We start from the raw sequence: 22,158 nt of genomic DNA on the forward strand, positions 1-22,158 counted from the left end.
TGACCGTGGCAGGACACCGAGACCGCCGTCCATGGGAGGAGGAGCCATGGCACCCACCGGTGACCCGCTGCTGAACGATCTCGCGGAGCGGACCGAGCGGAGCGATCCGCGTTTCGCCCGCGGGCTGGGCGCCGGGCAGCCGCGCAGGCCGCGGGAGTACCGGCGCGGACCGGCCTGGATCCTGTTGGCCGTCTCCCTGGCCATGCTGGCCCTGGGCCTGGCGCTGCCCCACGGCCTGCTCCTGGCATCGGGCCTGGTCACCACGGGGGCGGCGGTCCATCTGCTCATTTCAGCGGGCGGGCAACGGGCCGACCGGCCCCGATGACCGCCCGCCGCCCGTTCACCGTCCGCGCCCCGACACATCCGCACGCCCTGTGCCCGAGCTGCCGAAGGTGGTGACCCGTGGGACATGCCGACACCCTGCTCGCCATGGGCGGCGCCTTCCTGGCCGCCGCCGTACTCGCCCGGCTCGGCAGCCGCATCGGCCTGCCGACCATCCCCCTGTTCATGCTCGCCGGGATCCTGCTCGGTCCGCACACTCCGGGGCCGGTCCTGGTCCAGGACGCACACGACTTCGAGATGCTCTCCGCGCTCGGTCTGGTGCTGTTGCTGTTCTACCTGGGCCTGGAGTTCCACCTCGACGACCTCAGAAGCGGTGGCCGGCGCCTGCTGGCCGCCGGTGGTATCTATCTGCTGCTCAACGTCGGAGCGGGACTGGGGTTCGGTTTCGCGCTGGGCTGGGGTGCCCGGGAGGCCCTGGTCCTCGCCGGGGTGCTGGGCATCTCCTCCTCGGCGATCGTCACCAAGATCCTCATCGACCTGGGCCGTATCGCCCACCCGGAGACCCGGCTGATCCTGGGCGTCATCGTGGTGGAGGACATCTTCCTGGCGCTGTACCTTGCCGCGGTCCAGCCCGTCATCAGCGGTGCCGAGGGCATGGGGGAGACGGTCACCCAGGCGGCCAGGGCGTTCGGATTCCTCCTGATGCTGGCCGCCGCCGCGCGCCACGGCACCCGGCTGATCGGCCGCCTGGTCGCGGTCCGGGACAACGAACTGCTGGTCATCAGCTTCCTCGGCGCCGCCGTGCTCATCGCGGGTGTGTCGGAGATACTCGGAGTCGCCGACGCCATCGGCGCCTTCATGGTCGGCCTGATCCTCGCCGGGACGCCCGCCGGGACACGGATCCGCAAGCTGGTGCACCCCCTGCGCGACGCCTTCGCGGCCATCTTCTTCTTCGCGTTCGGACTGGCCATCGACCCGGGCGACATGGCGTCCGCCGCCGCTCCGGTGGCCGCCGCGGCGACACTGACCCTGGTGGTGAACGTGGCCGCCGGACTGCTCGTCGCCCGCCTCTACCGCTACGGTGCCCAGCCCGCGGCGGAGATCGCCACCACCCTGGTGGCACGCGGTGAGTTCGCGCTGATCCTCGCCGCCATGGCCACCAGCGCGGGACTCCACAGCCGCCTCGCCCCGTTCATCGCCGGTTACGTCCTCGTCCTGGCGGTGCTCGGCCCTGTCCTCGCCGGGCGCGCCCACCTCCTCGCCCGCGCACTGCGGGCCGCCCCGGTCCTGCTGTCCGGGCCCCGGACCCGTACGCCGACGGTGCCGCACACCGATACGGCATCCGCGCCGCCGGAAACCGTCACCGCGGCGCCGTCCGGCAACGGTGCCGACGGCCGCGGATGAGAAGGCGGACCGGGCGGCTCCGTCCTCCGCGGGCACCTCGACGGCGGGCCAACGACGCCTGGTCATAATGGGTTTGCCGGGCAGTGGCGGCGTTGCTACTGTCGCGCCGGCGCGAGAGGCGCGCGATCAGCGGGACAAGGAGGTCGATGAATATGGCCGCGGTGAGCCTCCATCGGCATGCCCTTGTCCGGCCCGCGGGCTGACGCCGCGCGGTCCGGTCATTCCCACTCATCAGGAGTGACACGTGACGTCCTCATTCTCCTCCACACCGCTCGACCCCACGCAGCTGGATCTGACCACCGACCGTCTCGTCCTGCGGCCCTGGACCACTGACGAGGCCACCGCGGTTCTCGCCGACACCAGGTCGTCCCACTGGGCGGAGGACTTCCCCGCCGACGGCGACCGCGTCATCGCGAGCCTCTTCGGTGACCACCCCGACTGGCTCGGAGAACACGGCCACCGCGTGGTCCTCGAGCGCGACAGCGGTCAGGTGGTGGGCTCGCTCGGCCTCTTCTGGCCTCCCACCGACGGCACCCTGGAAATCGGATACGGCATCGTCGAGTCCCGCCGTGGCCGGGGCTACGCCTCCGAGGCCACCCGGGCGCTGACGGAGTTCGCCCTCACCGCTCCGGGTGTCCGGACCGTGTTCGCCGATGTGGAGTTGTCGAACCCGGCCTCCGTGCGGGTGCTGGAGAAGGCGGGTTTCCGGCGCTGGACCACCGAGGCGCACACGGCAAGGTTCCGGTTCACGGGCGCTGACCAGCACGGATAACGGTACTGGTGGGGGCGGCGGTGCCGCGCCACCGTCGTTCTCCTTCCCCCCCGGCGGTTGGCTTCCGGTGCCAACCGCCGGGGGCTTTGTGGCGTCCTCCTGAACATGCGCACGGTCTTCGGCGGGATACGCCAGCTGGTCAGGTTCACGATGCTCCAGGTGCGCTGCTGCGTGTTCGCGGTGGCGCTCCTCGGCGGTATCGCCGTCTCCCGGATACTGCCGGACCTGCCGATCGCACGGTATGACCTGGTGCTCGTCTACGGTGTGCTGCTCACCTTCGTCGCGCGCCGACTGGGGTGGGAGAGCGGGCGGGACACGGTGGTGATCGTCGTATGCCATGGTGTCGGTCTGCTGTTCGAGCTGGTGAAAGTGCATATGGGGTCCTGGAGCTACCCCGAGGACGCCGTGACGAAGGTGGCGGGCGTGCCACTGTACGGCGGGTTCATGTACGCGGCCGTCGCCGGCTATGTGTGCCGTGCCTGGGACCTGTTCCAGTTGCGCTTCACCGGCTACCTCGCCACCGCGACCTCCGTGGTGGCGGCGGCCGTCTACCTCAATTTCTTCACCCACCACTGGCTCCCGGACGCCCGCTGGATCCTGGCCGCCGCGATGCTGGCCGTCACCGCCCGGGCCTCGGTCGGTTTCACCGTCGGGGACCGTCGCTACCGGATGCCGCTGGCGCTCTCCTTCGTCCTCATCGGCTTCTTCCTGTGGGTGGCGGAGAACGCGGCCACCTACGTGGGCGCGTGGAGCTACCCCCATCAGCTCGGTGGCTGGCAGCCCGTGGCGCTCAGCAAGTTCGGTGCCTGGGCGCTGCTGATCAGCGTCACCTTCGTGCTGGTCGAACGTATGAAGTCCGGCGGACACCGGTCGGGGAGCCAGCGCCGAACGGGCGCGGCGGACCGTCTCACCGTGTGACACCACTGACCAGGGCGCGGGGGCAGTTCTCGGCCGCGTCCGGGTGGGTGGGGGCGTTCGGGGGCGCGGCCGGGTGCGGTGGCGCGGTGACCGGTGGGCTGCCGGGGCTCCGGTGCAGCGCAAGTGGGTGAGTGGCGCGGTGTCACGGACCGGGCCCGTGGTGGAACCGGTCGTGGTGCGATGGTCGTTCGTGGCCGGCCGACGACGTTTCCGGATCTCATCCCACATATGTCCGACTCCATGAGATCGACGGTGTTCAGCGCCTCGGACTCGCTGCCGAGTTCGAATTATCTGGAGGCTCGAATTGATGGTTTCCGGCGAGTAGGGAGATCCTCCTTCCGTCCTTCCGGGGTGCGTTCGGTCGCTACTATCAAGGGCACCTCGGGGGCTGGTGGAACACTGACTGAATCCCGAGGGTGTTGATCGGTTAAGCGGTTCGTGATGTTAGGCTCGCCGCTGATCGTCACTGATTCCCTTCCCGATCGCCCGGTCTGGCTTTCCGTCAGTGGGCTTGGAATTGCTCATGAGTTCGATTCTCCATTCATTGGCTGGACCAGGCGGTCCGTCCGGTCCCTCTCGAGGATGTGTCCGGTGAATACCGGGAATAGTTGCCCGGGAAGCCGTATGAATTCGAAGTGACGTTCAGTCGCTGCTATCTGTTTTCGATTGGAGTGAGTCATGTCCCTGGGGTACTTGTTCGGCGGCGGTGTGGGAAATGAGCCACATGGAATCGAGCTGTACGAGACATCTCCTCTGATGCGCCGGCTGTACGAGCAGATATCCGGATGGACCGGCCTCACGCCCGAGCAGATCCTCCGCGACGAGTTGCCCGAGGGTCAGGAGCGGCGGCAGAGCGTGGGGAGCATCCGGGAGGCGGCGCTCGCGATGGCCGTGCACGACCTCCTCGCCGACGCGGGTCTGAGACCGGCGGTCATCGGCGGGTTGAGCCTGGGGGCGATGACCGCCGGCGCGCTGGCCGGGGCGCTCGACCGGCAGGAACTGTTCGCCATGCTGACCCGGGCCGGAAGCGTGCCCGACCCCGGGCCCGGCGATGTCGCGCAGGGTATGGCGCTGGCCTTCGTCCCGGCGGGGGATGCCGATGTCACCCGGCCGTGGGAGGGCGTGGCCGGTGTCCATCCGGCCGGGGACTTCGGGCCGACCGTCGACGGCTCCCAGCGGATCCATATGCTGGCCGGTCATCAGGCGGCCCTGGAGGAGCTCGCCGCCGCGGTCCCGCCGGGAGCGATCGTGCCGCTGCCGGGCCGGACCATCGCCGTCCACTCCCCGCTGCGCGCGCCGTACCGCGAGTTCATGGCGCCGTACATCGCGTCCATGCCCTTCACCGCACCGAGCGTTCCGCTGCTCTCGTGCCTGGAACGCGGGGCGATGAAGACCGAGGACGATGTGCGGTCCATGTTCCTGCGGAACGCGACCGAGCCGATCAGCCTGGTCCACCTCTACGAGGGAATGCGGGACTGCGGAGTGCGGCTGGGTCTGGTGATGGGGCCGTCCATCCCCGAAGGGCTGCTCGACTTTCCCTTTCCGGTGGTCCATGTGGCGCGGCCCGAACACATCGAACTCGCCGTCAGTACCGTGTACGAACTGGGTCTCGATTTCTCCGGCGCGCAGGGTCGGTGAACATGACAGAAGTCCTGCGGGAAACCGACCCCGACATAGTTGTGCCGGACCTCGACGCCTTGGTCTCGAAATGGCTGGACGTCGATATCGACCAGTGGACTCGTCAGGTCGTCCGGAGGACGTTCGACCCGGATTCCGGAAGTCCCTACTGGCTGGGACGAGCAGACGGGCTCGGCTTCGACCCCCTCGACATCACGCGCTATGAAGAGCTCACCGCCTTCGGTCCGTTCCCCATGGCCGACCTGCGCACCCGGAACCCGGAGGACCTCGTCCCGCGGGCGGTACCCCGGCCCCTCGCCGGGCGGGTCTGGGACACCGGGGGCACCACCGGCCGTCCGTGCCGGGTCTTCTACACCCCCGACATGCTGTGGCACCGTGGGGTCTGGCGCCGCTGGTCCTTCGTCCGGGAGGGTTTCGCCCCCGGCCGGACCTGGTTGCAGGCCACTCCCACCGGACCGCATCTCATCGGCCACGGGGTGTGGGAGGTCGCCGACCTCCACGCGGGACAGGTGTACGCCATCGACATGGACTCGCGGTGGGTCAAGCGGCTGATCCGCGAAGGACGTCTCGCGGACGTCGAGCGCTACACCACACACCTCCTGGAGCAGATCACCGATGTCCTGGACCGGGGCGGCGTCGACTACCTCAACACCACCCCGGCGCTGTTCGAGAACATGAGGCGGCGGTGTCCCGAGGCCGTGGCGGGCCTGGACGGTGTGCGTCTGAGCGGAACCCAGATCAACACCGCCATGTACCGTGACTTCCTGGCCGCGCTGGACGGCGGCATCTGCGGTATCAGCTACGGCAACACCTTCGGCAACGCCGCCTGCGTCGGAGTGGGCCCGGAGAGCCGGTCGATCCCGTACCTGCCGAACTACCCCCAGGTGACCATGGCGGTCGTCAGCAAGGGTGACTGGTCCTCCGTCGTCGCCCCCGGCGAAACGGGGCAGGTCCGTCTCACGGTGCTCCACGAGAACCTCTTCCTGCCGAACATCCTGGAACGCGACCAGGCGGCCCGCTACACCGACGGCGACTGGCCGTGTGACGGCGTCGCCGATGTCCGCCCGCTCCAGATGACGAACTCGGCACCCGAGGGTCTGTACTGACTCGTCGTCCGACGTACCGGGCCCCTCCTCTGGCACGACACGCTCTGTCGTGCCCCAGGCCGTCGTCGAGGGGGCCGTGCTCGACTCTCCGTTCCCTCCAGAATCCCCCACAACACGCGAAGGAGTCATGGCGTGATGGCGTTCACATCCCCTGCCGGGCAACCCGTCCTGTGGACCCTGTCCGCGGATGGCCGGGGAGCGCTGAGGGCGCAGGCGCGGCGGCTGCGCGACCACCTCGAGGTGTCGGCGCACACCAGCCCCGCCGCCATCGGACTCGCCCTCGCCCGGATGCCCCTGGCCCAAGGGCCGCGCGCCGCGCTGACCGCTGGCGACCTGGAGGGATTCAGGGAACGGCTCGACGCGCTCGCCGACGGCCGCGCGATGCCGGGCCTGGCCGAGGGAAGTCCCGGCGACGCGGGCGGTGTCGCGTTCGTCTTCCCGGGGCAGGGCGCGCAGTGGCCCGGTATGGCGGGTCGGCTCCTCGATGAATCAGTGGTGTTCCGGGCGCAGGTGGACGCGTGTGCCCAGGCCCTCGAACCGCACGTCGACTGGTCGCTCCTGGACATCCTGCGCGGCTCCGACGGCGCACCCGCCCTGGAGCGGCCGGACGTCGTACAGCCGGCACTGTTCGCGGTGGGTGTCGGCCTGGCCGCGGTGTGGCGCGCCCATGGTGTGCAGCCGACGGCGGTCCTGGGCCACAGCTGTGGGGAGATCTCCGCCGCGGCGGTCTCCGGCGCCCTCACCCTGGATGACAGCGCCCTGGTGGTGGCGCGGTGGAGCCAGGCGCAGGCCACGCTGAACGGACGCGGGGACATGGCCTCCGTCATGGCGTCCCGCGCCCGGTTGGAGCCGCTGCTCGAACCCTTCGGCGACGACGTGGTCATCGCCGCGGTGAACGGGCCCCGGTCCGTCATCGTGTCCGGTGCCGCGGCCGCCGTGGCGGAAGCGGTCGAGCGTCTGACCGCCGCTGGTGTCCACGCCCGGCGGATCGCCGTCGGACTCGCCGCCCACTCTCCGCACATCGACGCCATCGTCCCGCGTCTGCACACCGAACTGGCGCCGGTCCAGCCGCTCGCGGCGACCCTCCCGTACTACTCGGGACTCACCGGAGACCTGCTCCGCGAGCCCGTACTCGACGCCGCCTACTGGGCCCGCAACCTGCGGCAACCGGTCCGGTTCGACGAGGCCACCGCCGCGCTGCTGAGTGACGGCCACCGCACCGTCGTCGAGATCAGCCCGCATCCGGTGCTCACCTCGGCGCTCCAGGCGACCGCCGAGGAGCGGGGCATCGACGCCCGGGTCACCCCCACGCTCCGCCGGGACCACGGAGGCCGGACCCAGTTCCTCACCTCCCTGGGCGAGGCGTACGTCCACGGCGTCACACCCGATCCGGACCCGGTCTTCGCCGGACTCGACGCCCGTCCCGCCACCTTGCCCCCTGACCTCCGGGACCCCGACGGTGTGCCCCGGGAGGAGCACGACGAGGACGCCGGCGCCGGTCCCGGGGCGCGGTCCGGGACCCTCCGCGAGGAGCTGGACGGGCTCACCGCCGCCGGACGGCGTGAACGGCTCCTCCGGCTGGTGCGGCAGGAGGCCGCCACCGTCCTCGGGGGCGGTCCCGTCGACCCCGACACCACCTTCATCGGCCTGGGCATCGACTCGGTCACCGCCGTGGAACTCCGCAACCGGCTCATCGCCGCCACCGCGACCGACCTGCCGGTGACCGCGGTGTTCGAACACCCCACCCCCAGGGCCCTGGCCGAGCGGCTCTGCCCCGGGTTCACGGCCGACGCGGAGCCCGATGACACGGCGGTACCGCAGATCCCGCTCACCTCCGGTGACGACGACCCGGTGGCGATCGTCGCGATGGGCTGCCGCCTGCCCGGCGGTGTCGACGGGCCGGAGCGGCTCTGGGAGTTGCTGAGCGAGGGCGCCGACGCCGTGTCGGCGTTCCCCGTCGACCGCGGCTGGGACATGGCGGGCGCCGACCGCACCCACCAGCGCGAGGCCGGATTCCTCTACGACGCCGACCGGTTCGACGCCGCGTTCTTCGGTATCTCGCCGCGTGAGGCCCTCGCGATGGATCCGCAGCAGCGCCTGCTGCTGGAGACGTCATGGGAGGTCTTCGAACGCGCCGGAATCGACGTGACCTCGCTGCGCGGCAGCCGGACCGGTGTGTACATGGGCGTGATGACCATGGACTACGGGCCCCGGCTCCACGAGGCCACCGATGCCAGCGGCCATGTGCTGACGGGCAACGCCGCGAGTGTGGCGTCCGGCCGTATCGCGTACACCTTCGGTTTCGAGGGCGCGGCCGTCACGGTGGACACCGCCTGCTCGTCCTCGCTGGTGGCACTGCATCTCGCGGTCACGGCACTGCGCCGCGGTGAGTGCTCCCTCGCCCTGGCCGGTGGGGCGACCGTGATGCCGACACCGGGCATGTTCGTGGAGTTCAGCAGTCAGAACGCCCTGTCGGCCGACGGCCGCTGCAAGGCGTTCTCCGCGGCGGCCGATGGCTTCGGCCTCGCCGAGGGCGCGGGAGTCCTGCTGTTGGAGCGGCTGTCCGACGCGCGTCGGCACGGTCATCCGGTGCTGGCGGTGGTGCGGGGTTCGGCTGTCAACCAGGACGGTGCGAGCAACGGTCTGACCGCTCCGAGCGGTTCGGCACAGCGCAAGGTCATCCGGGCGGCTCTGTCCGACGCGGGGTTGGCGGCGGGGGACGTGGACGTGGTGGAGGCCCATGGCACGGGTACGACGCTGGGTGATCCGATCGAGGCGGGGGCGCTGCTGGCCGCGTACGGGCAGGGGCGGGCGGAGGACCGGCCGTTGTGGCTGGGCTCGCTGAAGTCCAACATCGGCCACACCCAGGCGGCAGCAGGTGTCAGCGGTGTCATCAAGATGGTCCTGGCCATGCGCCACTCCCAGCTCCCGCGGACCCTGCACATCGATGAGCCCTCCCCGCACGTGGACTGGAGCGCGGGCCAGGTACGACTGCTCACCGGGCCGGAGCCCTGGCCCGGACACGACCGGCCCCGCCGGGCGGGGGTGTCGTCCTTCGGTGTCAGTGGCACCAACGCCCATGTGATCCTGGAACAGCCGGTCGAGCCACCGGCCGCCGTGCGCCCCGCACCGGAGGACCGCGCTCCCGTCCCGTGGACACTGTCCGCCCGGAGCGAGACCGCTCTGCGGGAGATGGCGCGCCGCCTGACCGACCATCTCGGGGACCGGTCCGAAGTGACCGCCGCCGATGTCGGACTGTCCCTGTGCACGGGGCGGCCCTCACTGGAGCACCGTGCGGTGGTGGTCGGGGATCGTGACGCGCTGTTGGGCGGATTGGACGCGCTGAGCGGGGGTGTGCCGTCGCCGGTGGTGTTATCCGGCGGTGGTGTGGTGTCGGGTGGAACGGTGTTCGTCTTCCCGGGGCAGGGGTCGCAGTGGGTGGGGATGGCGGCTGAGCTGCTGGATCAGTGTGCGGTGTTCGCGGCGTTGATGGGTGAGTGTGAGGTGGCGTTGGCGCCTTGTGTGGAGTGGTCGTTGTGTGAGGTGGTTCGTTCGGGGTTGGGGTTGGACCGGGTGGATGTGGTGCAGCCGGTGTTGTTTGCGGTGATGGTTTCGTTGGCGGGGGTGTGGCGTTCGTTTGGTGTGGTGCCGGATGCGGTGGTGGGGCATTCGCAGGGGGAGATCGCGGCGGCTGTGGTGGCGGGTGGTCTGTCGTTGGTGGATGGGGCGCGGGTGGTGGCGTTGCGCAGTCAGGCTCTGTGCCGGTTGGCGGGTTCTGGCGGGATGGTGTCGTTGGCGTGTTCGGCGGCCGAGGCCGGGGTGTTGGTGGAGCCGTGGGGTGGCCGGTTGTCGGTGGCTGCGGTCAATGGGCTTTCGTCGGTGGTGGTGGCGGGTGAGGTCGAGGCGCTCGATGAACTCGTCGCTTCGTGTGCGGGGCGGGGGGTGCGTGCGCGCAGGGTCGATGTCGACTATGCCTCGCATTGTGTGCAGGTGGAGCGGATCGAGGAGGAGCTGTGCTCTGCGCTGGAGGGGGTCACGGCGCAGAGTGGTGATGTTCCGTTGTTCTCCACGGTGACGGGTGGCTGGCTGGACACGTCGTTGATGGATGGTGGCTATTGGTATGCGAATCTGCGCAGCCCGGTGGGTTTCGGGTCTGCGGTGCGTGTGCTGGTGGAGGAGGGCTTCGGTGCGTTTGTCGAGGTGAGTCCGCATCCGGTGCTGACCGCAGCCGTGCAGGAGACCGTCGAGAGGGTGGGCGCGGAAGCGGTTGTCACCGGCACGTTGCGTCGTGGCGAGGGCGGTATGGAGCGGATGCTGCTGTCGCTGGGCGAGGCGTATGTCCGTGGTGTTCCGGTGGACTGGACGCCTGCCTTCGAGAAGACCGGTGCCCGGCGCGTCGAGCTCCCCACCTACCCCTTCCAGCGGGAGCGGTTCTGGGTCGATATGGCCGCCCCCGGCACCCCGGTGTCCGGCTCCGCCGGGGACGACCTGTGGGAAACCCTCGCCCACACCGACCCGGCCCGGCTCGCCGAAACCCTGCACGTCACCCCGCAGGCGCTGCGGGAAGTGCTGCCCGCGCTCAGTTCCTGGCGCTCCGAACGGGCCGTGGCACGCCGCGCCGACTCCTGGCGTCACCACGTCGGCTGGCAGCCCTTGGCCCTGCCGCCCGCCGACGCGCCGCCCGGCCGCTGGCTGGCTGTCTGCCCTGGTGGCGACGGATCGCAGGACGTGGTGGCGGGCCTGGTCGCCATCGGTCTCGACCTGACAGTGGTGACCGTCGGCGGTCCCGGCGCAGACCGCGCGTCGCTGGCAGCCGTTCTCACCGCCGGAGCCGCCGGAGCCGCCGGAGCCGCCGGAGCCGCCGGAGCCGCCGGAGCCGCCGGAGCCGCCGCACGGCCGGTCACCGGCGTACTGTCCCTGCTGGCCGATGAACTCCGCCCGCACCCCGGCCATCCCGACCTACCCGGTGGGGTCGCGCTCACCCTCGCGCTCATCCAGGCCCTGGGTGACGCCGGGATCGACGCCCCGCTGTGGTGCCTCACCCGTGGCGCTGCCGTCCTCGGTGCGGGGGAGCGGCCGGGGCCCACCGCCCACGCGGCCGTCGCCGGGCTGGGGCGTACCGCGGCGCTGGAACACCCCGATCGCTGGGGCGGGTTGATCGACCTCCCGTCGGCCCCCGACGAGCGGACCCTGCGACGGCTGTGCGCCGTGCTGGCCTCCGTGACCGATGAGGACCAGGTCGCGGTACGGCCGACCGGTGTGCACGGTCGGCGGCTGCTGCCCGCCCCCGCATCCCGGAACCTCGCCCTCCCGGCCGGGGTCGCGCTGGGACGCGGCACGGTGCTGATCACCGGTGGCACCGGAGGTGTCGCCGCGCATGTGGCGCGGTGGCTCGCCGGGCCGGACGGGCCGCATCTGCTCCTCGTCAGCCGCCGCGGCCCCGACGCGCCCGGAGCGACCGCGCTGCGGACGGAACTGGAGGAGCTCGGGGCGGCGGTGACGATCGCCACGTGCGATGTCGCCGACCCGGTCCGGACGGCGGAACTCCTCGGTGCCCTGCCCCGGGAGCGTCCGCTCACCGCCGTCGTCCACGCCGCGGGCGTCCTGGACGACGGCACACTGGACACCCTCACCCCCGAGCGGACGGCCGCAAGCCTCCGCTCCAAACTCACCGCCGCCCGCGTGCTCCACGAGGCCACGGTGGGACACCGGCTCTCGGCGTTCGTCGTCTTCACCTCCGTCATGGGCGTCGTGGGCAACGCGGGGCAGGGCAACTACGCGGCGGCCAACGCGGCGCTGGAGTCCCTGGTCGCCACGCGGCGCGCCGAAGGACTGCCCGGCACCGCCATCGCCTGGGGAGCCTGGGCAGCCGGAGAGGGGATGCTGCGGGACGGGGTGGCCGACCGGCTCCGGGACCGAGGGCTGCCCTCCATGGCACCGGAGGCCGCCGTCACCGCGATCGGTCGGGCCCTGGCCGAGGACGACGCACTGGTGGTGGTCGCCGACGCCGACTGGGAACGCTACGCCACGGTCACCGCCCTCCGCGCGACGGCGCTGCTGAGCGCGGTCCGCGCCGGGGACGGTGGCCCGGGCGACGGCGGCGGTCCCGGCACCGGTACCGGTGCGCTGCGCGACCGGCTCGCCGAGGTGCCCGCCACCGAACGGGCCCGGTATGTCCTCGATGTGGTGCGGGCCCACACGGCGGCCGTGCTGCGGCACGCCGACCCCGGCGCCATCCGCCCTGAGCTGGCCTTTTCCGCCATGGGGTTCGATTCGCTGACCGCCGTCGAACTGCGCAACCGGCTGTCCGCGGCCACCGCCGTACGGCTGCCCGCCACCGTCCTCTTCGACCGGCCGACACCCGAACTCCTCGCCACTCACCTGCTGCACGAGGCCGCGGTCGGTTCCGACGGGGACGAGGCAGCCACCTCAGGCCCGGTGGCCGCCCCCGCCGCGCACGAGGACCCCATCGCCATCGTGGGCATGGGCTGCCGGCTCCCCGGTGGCGTGCGGAACCCCGACGGCCTGTGGCGCCTGCTCGCCGAGGGCGGGGACGCCGTGACCGAGTGGCCCGCGGACCGCGGATGGGACGCGGCCGCGCTCTACGACCCCGATCCCGACCACACCGGGACCACCTACTGCACCCGGGGCGGATTCCTGGACGACATCGCCGGATTCGACGCCGACTTCTTCGGGATCTCCCCGCGCGAGGCCCTCGCCATGGACCCGCAGCAGCGGCTGCTCCTCGAAACGGCGTGGGAGGCGGTGGAGCACGCGGGGCAGGACCCTCTCGCGCTGCGCGGGGGCGCTGTCGGTGTGTTCATCGGCACCAACGGCCAGGACTACACCGGCGTGGCCGGTGACGCCCCCGAGGTGTCCGAGGGCCATCTGCTCACCGGGACCACGGCCAGTGTGCTGTCCGGCCGCCTCTCCTACGTCCTCGGACTGCGCGGTCCCGCCCTGACCGTGGACACGGCCTGCTCCTCGTCGCTCGTCGCGCTGCACCTGGCCGCACAGGCGCTGTGGCGCGGCGACTGCGACCGCGCGCTCGCCGGAGGCGTGACGGTGATGAGCACTCCCCGGCTCTTCGTCGAGTTCAGCCGTCAGCGCGGACTGGCCGCCGATGGTCGCTGCAAGGCGTTCGGCGCGGGCGCGGACGGCACGGGCTGGGGCGAGGGCGCCGGTGTGGTCCTCCTCGAACGCCTCTCCGACGCCCGCCGCCACGGACACCGTGTGCTCGCGCTGATCAGCGGCAGCGCGGTCAACCAGGACGGCGCGAGCAACGGGCTCACCGCCCCCAGCGGCCCCGCCCAGGAGCAGGTCGTCCGCGCCGCACTGGCCGACGCCGGTCTCCGCCCCGACCAGGTGGACGCCGTCGAAGCACACGGCACGGGCACCGCTCTGGGCGACCCCATCGAGGCCCAGGCGCTCCAGAACGTGCACGGACACCGGCCCGCCGGGCGCCCGTTGTGGCTGGGATCGGTGAAGTCCAACATCGGGCACACCCAGGCCGCCGCCGGGGTGGCCGGAGTGATGAAGATGGTGCTCGCGCTCGGCGCCGCTGAACTGCCGGGCACGCTCCACGCCGACCAGCCGAACCCGCACGTCGACTGGTCCGCGGCCGACGTACGCCCCCTGACCGTCCGTACCCCATGGCCCGACACCGGGGCACCGCGCCGCGCCGGAGTCTCCTCCTTCGGTATCAGCGGCACCAACGCCCACGTCATCCTCGAGCAGGCGCCGGACACCGGTTGCCACACCATCGCGCCGGAGACCGGACCCGCCACCGGGACCGCCCTTCCGCTGCTGCTCTCCGCCCACGACCCGCGCGCCCTGCGGGACCAGGCCGCGCGGCTGCGCGCGTACCTCATGGAACAGGACACCGGCGACGGCCACCACATGGCGGACGTGGCGACCGCGCTGGCCACCGGCCGTGCCGCGCTCGGCCACCGTGCCGCGGTCCTCGGCGACGACCGGACCGCCGTCCTCGCCGCCCTGGACGCCCTGGCCACGGGGAGCTCGCACGGGCGCCTGGTCACCGGTGCCGTCGGCGCTCCCGGCCGCACCGCGTTCCTCTTCTCCGGCCAGGGCAGCCAGCGCGCGGGTGCCGGTGCCGGGCTCTACACCGCCGAACCCGCCTTCGCCGACGCGCTCGACGATGTCCTCACCCATCTCGCCCCGCATCTGGACGTGCCGCTGCGCGACATCATGTTCGCCGCACCGGACACGGACGAGGCGGCGTCGCTGCACCGCACCGGCCACACCCAACCCGCCCTCTTCGCCCTCGAAGTGGCGCTGTTCCGGCTGATGGAGCACCGGGGGGTACGCCCCGACCTGCTGATGGGACACTCCATCGGCGAACTGGCCGCCGCCCACGCGGCCGGGGTGCTCAGCCTGCCCGACGCCTGCGCGCTGGTGGCAGCCCGCGCCCGGCTGATGGACGCGCTGCCCGGGGACGGCACCATGGCGGCGCTGGAGGCCGACGAGGGCGATGTGGCCGCGGCCATCGCCGCCCTCCCGGCGGACCGTGGGGCCGTCTCGATCGCCGCCCTCAACGCCCCGCGCTCCACCGTGGTGTCCGGCGACCGGGCGGCGGTGCTGCGGCTGGCCGAGGACTATCGCGCACAGGGCCTTCGCACCAAGGAGCTGACGGTCAGCCACGCCTTCCACTCCGCACACATGGACGCGATGCTGGACGACTTCAGGCGCGTGGCCGAGAGCCTGACCTACGCCGAGCCGCGCATCCCAGTGATCTCCAACCTCACCGGCGAGCGGGCCACCGTCGGCGAACTGTGTGACCCGGACTACTGGGTCCGTCATGTCCGCGGCACCGTGCGCTTCCTCGATGGGGCCCGCCGTCTGCTCACCGAGGGAACCACCAGCTGCCTCGAACTCGGCCCGGGCGGTGTCCTGTGCGGTCTCGTGGAGGAGTCCGGGGCGGCCACCGGCGACTGCCGCGCACTGCCGCTGCTCCGCGACGGGCGGACCGAACCGGAGTCGCTCACAGCCGCGCTGGCGGGGCTCCACGTCCGGGGTGTGCCCGTCGACTGGTCCATGGTCCGCCACCCGGCGGCGCACCATGTCGACCTGCCCACCTACCCGTTCCAGCGTCGGCGGTTCTGGCCCGCGCTCCCCACCGCGCGGCCCCTCGGCGCGGGGGAGGACTGGACCTACCGCGTCGGCTGGTGCCCCCTGACCGCCGCCTCCGCGGCCCGGCTGGACGGGACCTGGCTGCTCGTGGTGTCCGCCGCCGGTCAGCCCTCCCTCACCGAGCCCTGCCGGAGCGCGCTGATCGAGCACGGCGCCGAGGTGACCGTGCTGACCGTCCCCGAGGACACCGACCGCGCCGGGCTCACCGCGCTGATCCCCACCGGGATCACCGGGGTGCTCTCCCTGCTCGCTCCCGCCACCGGACCCGAAGCCACCCTGCTGCTCGTCCAGGCTCTCGGCGACGCCGGATCGTCCGCCCCGCTGTGGTGCGCCACCACCGGCGCCGTGGCCCCCGGGAGCGGGGGACCGGACCGTCCGGAACAGGCTCAGGTGTGGGGCCTGGGACGGGTTGCCGCGCTGGAACACCCCGACCGCTGGGGCGGTCTGGTCGATCTGCCCGAGCGGCCCGGTGCCATCGCGCTCCACCGGCTGTGCGCCGTACTGGCCGGGGAGGTCCGCGCCGAGGGGAGCGACCGTGCCGGGGCGGGTGTTCCCGCCGAGGACCAGGTGGCCATCGGCCCGGACGGTACCCTCCACGGCCGCCGCCTCCGCAGGGCGCCGCAGCACCGCGTGGCCGTACCGCGGGACGCGGACACCTGGACCACGCGCGGCACCGTGCTCATCACCGGCGGTACCGGAGGTCTCGGCGCCCAGGTGGCCCGTTCCCTGGCGCGACGCGGTGCCGAGCACCTGGTGCTGACGAGCCGTCGAGGCCCGGACACCCCGGGCGCCGCGGACCTCGCCGCCGAACTGACCGCGGCCGGTACCCGTACCACGGTGCTGTCCTGCGATGTCGCCGACCGGGCCGCGCTGGAGTCCGCACTGGACCGGCTGACGGCCGCCGGTGACACCGTACGGGCGGTCTTCCACGCCGCCGGAGTCACCTCGCACACCAAGCTCGTGGACCACGCTCCCGCCCGGTTCGCCGAGGAGACGGCGGCCAAGGTGCGCGGCGCCGCGCACCTCGACGCCCTGCTCGGGGACGACCTCGACGCCTTCGTGCTCTTCTCGTCGGTCTCCGCCACCTGGGGCAGCGGCGGACAGGCAGGGTACGCCGCCGCCAACGCCTGTCTGGACGCCCTCGCCGCACACCGGCGCGCCCGTGGCCGCGCCGCCCTCTCCATCGCGTGGGGGCCCTGGGCGGGGGCGGGCATGGCCGAGGGCGAGACCGGAGCGGCCCTCCACCGCCACGGCCTGGTGTCGATGGCACCGCACACGGCGCTCGCGGCCCTCCACCGACTGCTGGACGGCGGCGAGGACGACGCCGTGGTCGCACACGTGGACTGGGCACGCTTCGCCCCGGCGTTCCGCTCCGGCCGGGACAGCGCGCTGCTGAGCGAACTGCCCGAGGCCGCGCCCGCCGAGCCCGTCGCCGACGACACCGACACCGCCGCCCCGTGGCGCGACCGGCTCGGCGGACTGCCCGAGACCGAGCGGCGGCGCGCGCTCACCGACCTCGTACGCGCGGAAGCCGCGGCCGCACTCGGACACGACACCGCCGCCACCATCGACACCGAACGCCCCTTCCAGTCCCTCGGGTTCGACTCGCTCACCGCCGTCGAACTCCGCAACCGGCTGACCGCGACGACCGGTCTGGCCCTGCCCGCGAGCACCGTGTTCGACCATCCCACGGTCGCCGCGCTGGCCGGCCATCTGCACGCCGAACTGACCGGCGCCGTCCCCGCACCGCGCGCCGCGGAGATCATCGCGGCGGCCCCGGACGAACCGCTGGCCGTCGTCGGGATGGCCTGCCGCTTCCCCGGGGGCGTCCGCGGCCCCGAGGACCTGTGGGACCTCGTCACCAGCGAGACCGACGCCATCGGCCCGCTGCCCACCGACCGTGGCTGGGACCTCGAGGCGCTCTACGACGCCGACCCCGAACGGCCGGGCACCTTCTACACCAGCGGCGGTGGCTTCCTCGACGGAGCCGGGGACTTCGACGCCGCGTTCTTCGGGATCTCCCCGCGCGAGGCACTGGCCATGGACCCCCAGCAGAGGTTGCTCCTGGAGACCTCGTGGGAGGCGCTGGAGCGCGCGGGCATCGACCCCCGCTCGGTGCGCGGCACCCCCGGCGGTGTCTATCTCGGCCTCGCCTCCCAGGGGTACGGCACCGGACCGCGGGACCCCGCGGCCGACGTCGAAGGCCACCTGCTCAGCGGCACGGTGACGAGCGTCGCCTCCGGGCGCGTCGCCTACACCCTGGGTATCGAGGGCCCGGCCGTCACCGTGGAGACCGCGTGTTCGTCCTCCCTGGTCGCGCTGCACCTCGCCGGACAGGCCCTGCGTGCGGGGGAGTGCTCGTTCGCCCTCGTCGGAGGCGCCGCCGTGATGGCGTCCCCCGATGTGTTCGTCGAGTTCAGCAGACAGCGGGGACTGTCCCCGGACGGCCGCTGCCGCTCCTTCGCGCGGACCGCCGACGGCACCGGATGGGGAGAGGGCGTCGGTGTCCTCGTCGTCGAACGGCTCTCCGACGCACGGCGCCACGGCCACCCCGTCCTCGCCGTCGTCCGCGGCACGGCCGTCAACCAGGACGGTGCCAGCAACGGGCTGACCGCCCCCAGCGGCCCCGCGCAGCAGCGGGTCCTGCGCCGTGCCCTCGCCGCCGCCGGACTCACCGGCGCAGAGGTCGACCTCGTCGAGGCCCACGGCACCGGCACCACCCTCGGGGATCCCATCGAGGCACAGGCGCTGCTGGCCGTCTACGGCCAGGACCGGCCGGACGACCGGCCGTTGTGGCTCGGATCGCTCAAATCCAACATCGGCCACACCCAGGCCGCCGCGGGCGTGGCGGGTGTCATCAAGACGGTGATGGCCCTGCGCCACGGCCTGCTGCCGCGCACCCTCCACGTGGACGCCCCGTCGGACCGGGTGGACTGGTCCACCGGTGCGGTGCGGGTACTCACCGAGGCCCGCCCCTGGGAGGACACCGGCCGTCCGCGCCGGGCCGGGGTCTCGTCGTTCGGCATGAGCGGCACCAACGCCCACGCCCTCCTCGAACAGGCCCCGGCGGAATCGCCGGACACCCCCACCGGCCCCGGAACGGGCGGGGCCGTGGCCCTGCCGCTCTCCGCTGCCTCGCCCGCCGCGCTGCGCGCCCAGGCCCGGCGGCTGCACACCCACGCCACCGAGCGGCCCGAGCTGCCCCTCGCCGGCCTTGCCCACGCCCTCACCACCACCCGTACCGCGTTCCCGCACCGGGCCGCGGTCACCGGGACCGCGCGCGAGGACATCCTGACCGCGCTCGCGGCGCTGGCCGACGGGGCGCCCGCGCCCGGCACCGTCACGGGTCTGGAGCGGAAGGACGCCAGAACCGTCCTCGTCTTCCCCGGGCAGGGCCCGCAGTGGACCGGTATGGCACACCGGCTCCTGGACGAGTCGCCGGTTTTCGCGGAGCACCTCACCGCCTGTGCAGACGCCCTCGCCCCGCACACCGCGTGGTCCCTGCTCGACGTCCTGCGCGGCGCGCCCGGCGCCCCGCCCCAGGAGCGGGTGGACGTGGTGCAGCCGGTGCTGTTCGCGGTGATGGTGTCCCTGGCCGGGCTGTGGCGCTCCCACGGTGTCGTACCGGACGCCGTCGTCGGCCACTCCCAGGGGGAGATCGCCGCCGCCTGCGTGGCCGGGGCCCTCACCCTCGACGACGCCGCCCGTGTCGTGGCGCTGCGCAGCCGGGCGTTGCTGCGGCTCGCGGGTGGGGGAGGGATGGCCGCGCTCGCCGTGTCCGGGGACCGGGCACGGGCGCTGCTGGCGCCGTATGGCGAACGGCTCCACATCGCCGCGGTCAACGGCCCGGACGCCGTGGTCGTCGCCGGTGAGTCCGACGCGCTCACCGGACTGCTCGCGGACTGCGGGCGCGAGGCGGTCCGGGCCCGGCGGATCCCCGTCGACTACGCCGCCCACTCGCCCCACGTGGCCGAGGTCGCCGAGGAACTCCGCGCCGCCCTGGCCCCGGTGCGGCCCCGTCCCGCCGACATCCCGCTGTACTCCACCGTGACGGCGGACACCGTCGACGGTGAGGCCCTGGACGCCGCGTACTGGTACCGCAACCTGCGTGCGCCCGTGGAGTTCGCCCAGGCCACCGAACGGCTGCTGACCGCCGGTCACGAGCTGTTCATCGAGGTCAGCCCGCATCCGGTGCTGACCGCCGCGGTCGAGGCGACCGCCGAGCGGGCCGAACGGCCCGCGGTGGCCGTGGGGACGCTCCGCCGCGACGACGGCGGCGCCGACCGGATGCTGGCCGCCGTCGCCGAAGCCTGGACGCACGGAGCGCCGGTGGACTGGGCCACCGCCCTGCCCCGGTCCGTGACCGCCCGTCCGCCCCTGCCCACCTACGCCTTCCAGCACGAGCGCTACTGGCTGCCCACCCCGGGACGGTACGGAACCGCCACCCCGGCACCCGCCGCGGCGGCACCGGTGCCCGGCCCGCACGGCGAGGACGATCTCGCCGCCCGGCTGGCCCCGTTGGATTCCGCGGACCGCCGTCGCACGGTGCTCAGCCTGGTCACCGCACACGCCGCGGCCGTCCTCGGACACACCGACGGGGCGGCGGTACCGCCCGGACAGCCCTTCACGGCCGTCGGCTTCGACTCGATGCTCGCCGTGACGTTCCGCAACCGCCTCTGCGAGGCGACCGGACTGCGCATCCCGCCGACCGCCGTCTTCGACCACCCCACACCCGGCGCGCTCGCCGACCATCTGACCGGGCTGCTGTGCGCGCCCCGGGAACCGGACCGCCCGGTCCTGGCCCAACTGGACCGGCTGGGCCGGGCCCTCGCCACCGCCGGACCGGACACCCCCGGCGCCGACGAGATCGCCACCCGGCTGCGGGACCTGCTGCGCACCTGGAGCGAACGGGTGCCACCGGACCCGGAGGAGTCCGGCACCCGCACGGTCGCCACCGCGACCGCCGACGAACTCTTCGAACTGCTCGACAACAACTTCGGGGCCTGAAGGGGAGCCGAGACACCTATGCCCGACAACGACAAGCTCCTCGAATACCTCAGGCGCGCCACCGCCGACCTGGGAGACGCCAGGCGACGGCTGCGGGAGGCCGAGGACGCCCGGCACGATCCCGTCGCGATCGTGTCCATGAGCTGCCGCTATCCCGGTGGCGTCGACTCCCCGGAGCGGCTGTGGCGGCTCCTGGACGAGGAGACCGACGCCATCACCACCTGGCCCGTCGGCCGCGGCTGGGACACCGAGGCGCTCTACCACCCGGACCCCGACCACCCGGGCACCTCCTTCACCCGGCACGGCGGATTCCTGCACGACGCGGGCGACTTCGACGCGGACTTCTTCGGCATCTCGCCCCGTGAGGCCCTCGCCATGGACCCGCAGCAGCGCCTCGTACTGGAAACCGCGTGGGAGGCCGTCGAGCGGGCCGCCATCGACCCCACCGCACTGCGCGGCAGCAGGACCGGTGTGTTCATCGGCGCCATGCGCAACGACTACGGCAGCGGATCGCGCCACCTCCCCGAACTCCAGGGCCTCCTGGACACCGGGACGGCCGCCAGCGTGGTCTCCGGCCGGGTGGCGTACACCCTCGGCCTGGAGGGGCCGGCGATCACCGTCGACACCGCCTGTTCCTCGTCGCTGGTCGCCCTGCACCTCGCCATCCGCTCACTGCGCTCCGGGGAGTGCGCGCTGGCACTGGCGGGTGGTGTGGCGGTCATGGCCACCCCCGACGCGTTCGTCGCCTTCAGCCGTCAGCGGGCCCTGTCGGCGGACGCGCGCTGCAAGGCGTTCGCGGCCGCGGCGGACGGCACCGGCTGGTCCGAGGGCGCCGGGGTGCTGGTCCTGGAACGCCTGGCCGACGCCCGCCGCAACGGCCACCGGGTGCTGGCCGTCATCCGGGGCTCGGCCGTCAACCAGGACGGCGCCAGCAACGGGCTGACCGCGCCCAGCGGTCCCGCCCAGCAGCGGGTCATCACCGAGGCGCTCGCCGACGCCCGGCTCGCCCCCGGCGACGTCGACGCGGTGGAGGCCCACGGCACCGGCACCCGTCTCGGCGACCCCATCGAGGCGCAGGCGCTGCTGGCCGCCTACGGTCAGGACCGGCCGGAGGACCGGCCGCTGTGGATCGGCTCACTGAAGTCCAACATCGGCCACACCTCGGGCGCCGCGGGCGTCGGCGGTGTCATCAAGATGGTGATGGCCCTGCGCCACCGGCGGCTGCCGCGAACCCTCCACGTCGACCGGCCGACGCCGTTCGTCGAGTGGTCCGAGGGCCAGGTGCGGGTGCTCACCGAGGCCCGTCCCTGGGAGGACGCCGGCCGTCCGCGCCGGGCGGGGGTGTCCGCGTTCGGCGTGAGCGGTACCAACGCGCATCTCGTGCTGGAAGAGGACACCGAGGCTCCGGAGCCGGTGGCCGGGGACACCCCCGCCGGTCCGCTGCCGTGGGTGGTCTCCGCACCCACCGAGGGCGCCCTGCGCGCCCAGGCCGCGTCCCTGCTCGCACACCTCCAGGACACGGCGACGTACCCGGCCGGGGGCACGGCGACGGAGGCCGGGCGCGTCGGCCGCGCGCTGGCGACCACCCGCGCCGCGTTCGAGCACCGCGCCGCCGTCGTGGCCAAGGACCGGGACGGTTTCACCGCCGCCCTGGCCGCCCTCGCCGACGGGACTCCCTCGCCCCGCGTCGTGCGCGGCAGGACCGGGGCCACGGGGAAGACCGTGTTCGTGTTTCCCGGTCAGGGGTCGCAGTGGGCGGGGATGGCGGTGGAACTGCTCGACAGCACGCCGGTGTTCGCGGGGCGGATGGCGGAGTGTGAGCGTGCGCTGTCGCCGTATGTGGAGTGGTCGCTGGAGGCGGTGCTGCGGGGTGGTGAGGGT

At 73.0% G+C, this 22,158-nt stretch carries 8 protein-coding genes; all 8 read left to right on the forward strand.

From position 1 onward, the window contains the following. Nucleotides 1-46: 46 nt before the first annotated feature. The gene (locus tag AC07FT_RS22265) at nt 47-325 is read left to right on the forward strand and encodes a DUF3040 domain-containing protein (protein WP_479177765.1); all 279 of its coding nucleotides are present in this window, start codon (nt 47-49) and stop codon (nt 323-325) included. Between the two features lie 77 nt (nt 326-402). After that, nucleotides 403-1,686, forward strand: a complete 1,284-nt coding sequence (locus AC07FT_RS22270; RefSeq protein ID WP_479177766.1) for a cation:proton antiporter — start codon at nt 403-405, stop codon at nt 1,684-1,686. A gap of 244 nt (nt 1,687-1,930) precedes the next feature. Beyond that, complete coding sequence (locus AC07FT_RS22275; RefSeq protein ID WP_479177767.1) at nt 1,931-2,458, forward strand: GNAT family N-acetyltransferase; 528 nt, start codon at nt 1,931-1,933, stop codon at nt 2,456-2,458. A gap of 105 nt (nt 2,459-2,563) precedes the next feature. Beyond that, the gene (locus AC07FT_RS22280) at nt 2,564-3,376 is read left to right on the forward strand and encodes a DUF817 domain-containing protein (protein ID WP_479177768.1); all 813 of its coding nucleotides are present in this window, start codon (nt 2,564-2,566) and stop codon (nt 3,374-3,376) included. A gap of 678 nt (nt 3,377-4,054) precedes the next feature. After that, entirely contained in the window at nt 4,055-5,014 is a 960-nt protein-coding gene (locus tag AC07FT_RS22285) for an ACP S-malonyltransferase (RefSeq protein WP_479177769.1), read from the forward strand. A 2-nt stretch (nt 5,015-5,016) separates the two neighbouring features. Then, nucleotides 5,017-6,120, forward strand: a complete 1,104-nt coding sequence (locus tag AC07FT_RS22290) for an arylcarboxylate reductase (RefSeq protein ID WP_479177770.1) — start codon at nt 5,017-5,019, stop codon at nt 6,118-6,120. Nucleotides 6,121-6,255: 135 nt separating this feature from the next. Then, nucleotides 6,256-20,277 carry a type I polyketide synthase gene (locus AC07FT_RS22295; RefSeq protein ID WP_479177771.1) on the forward strand — a complete coding sequence of 4,674 codons (14,022 nt, stop codon included), beginning with the start codon at nt 6,256-6,258 and terminating at the stop codon, nt 20,275-20,277. Between the two features lie 18 nt (nt 20,278-20,295). Beyond that, nucleotides 20,296-22,158: type I polyketide synthase (locus AC07FT_RS22300; protein WP_479177772.1), on the forward strand; the 1,863-nt coding region annotated here is incomplete at its 3' end.

The organism is Streptomyces sp. NPDC045899, assembly GCF_056431485.1.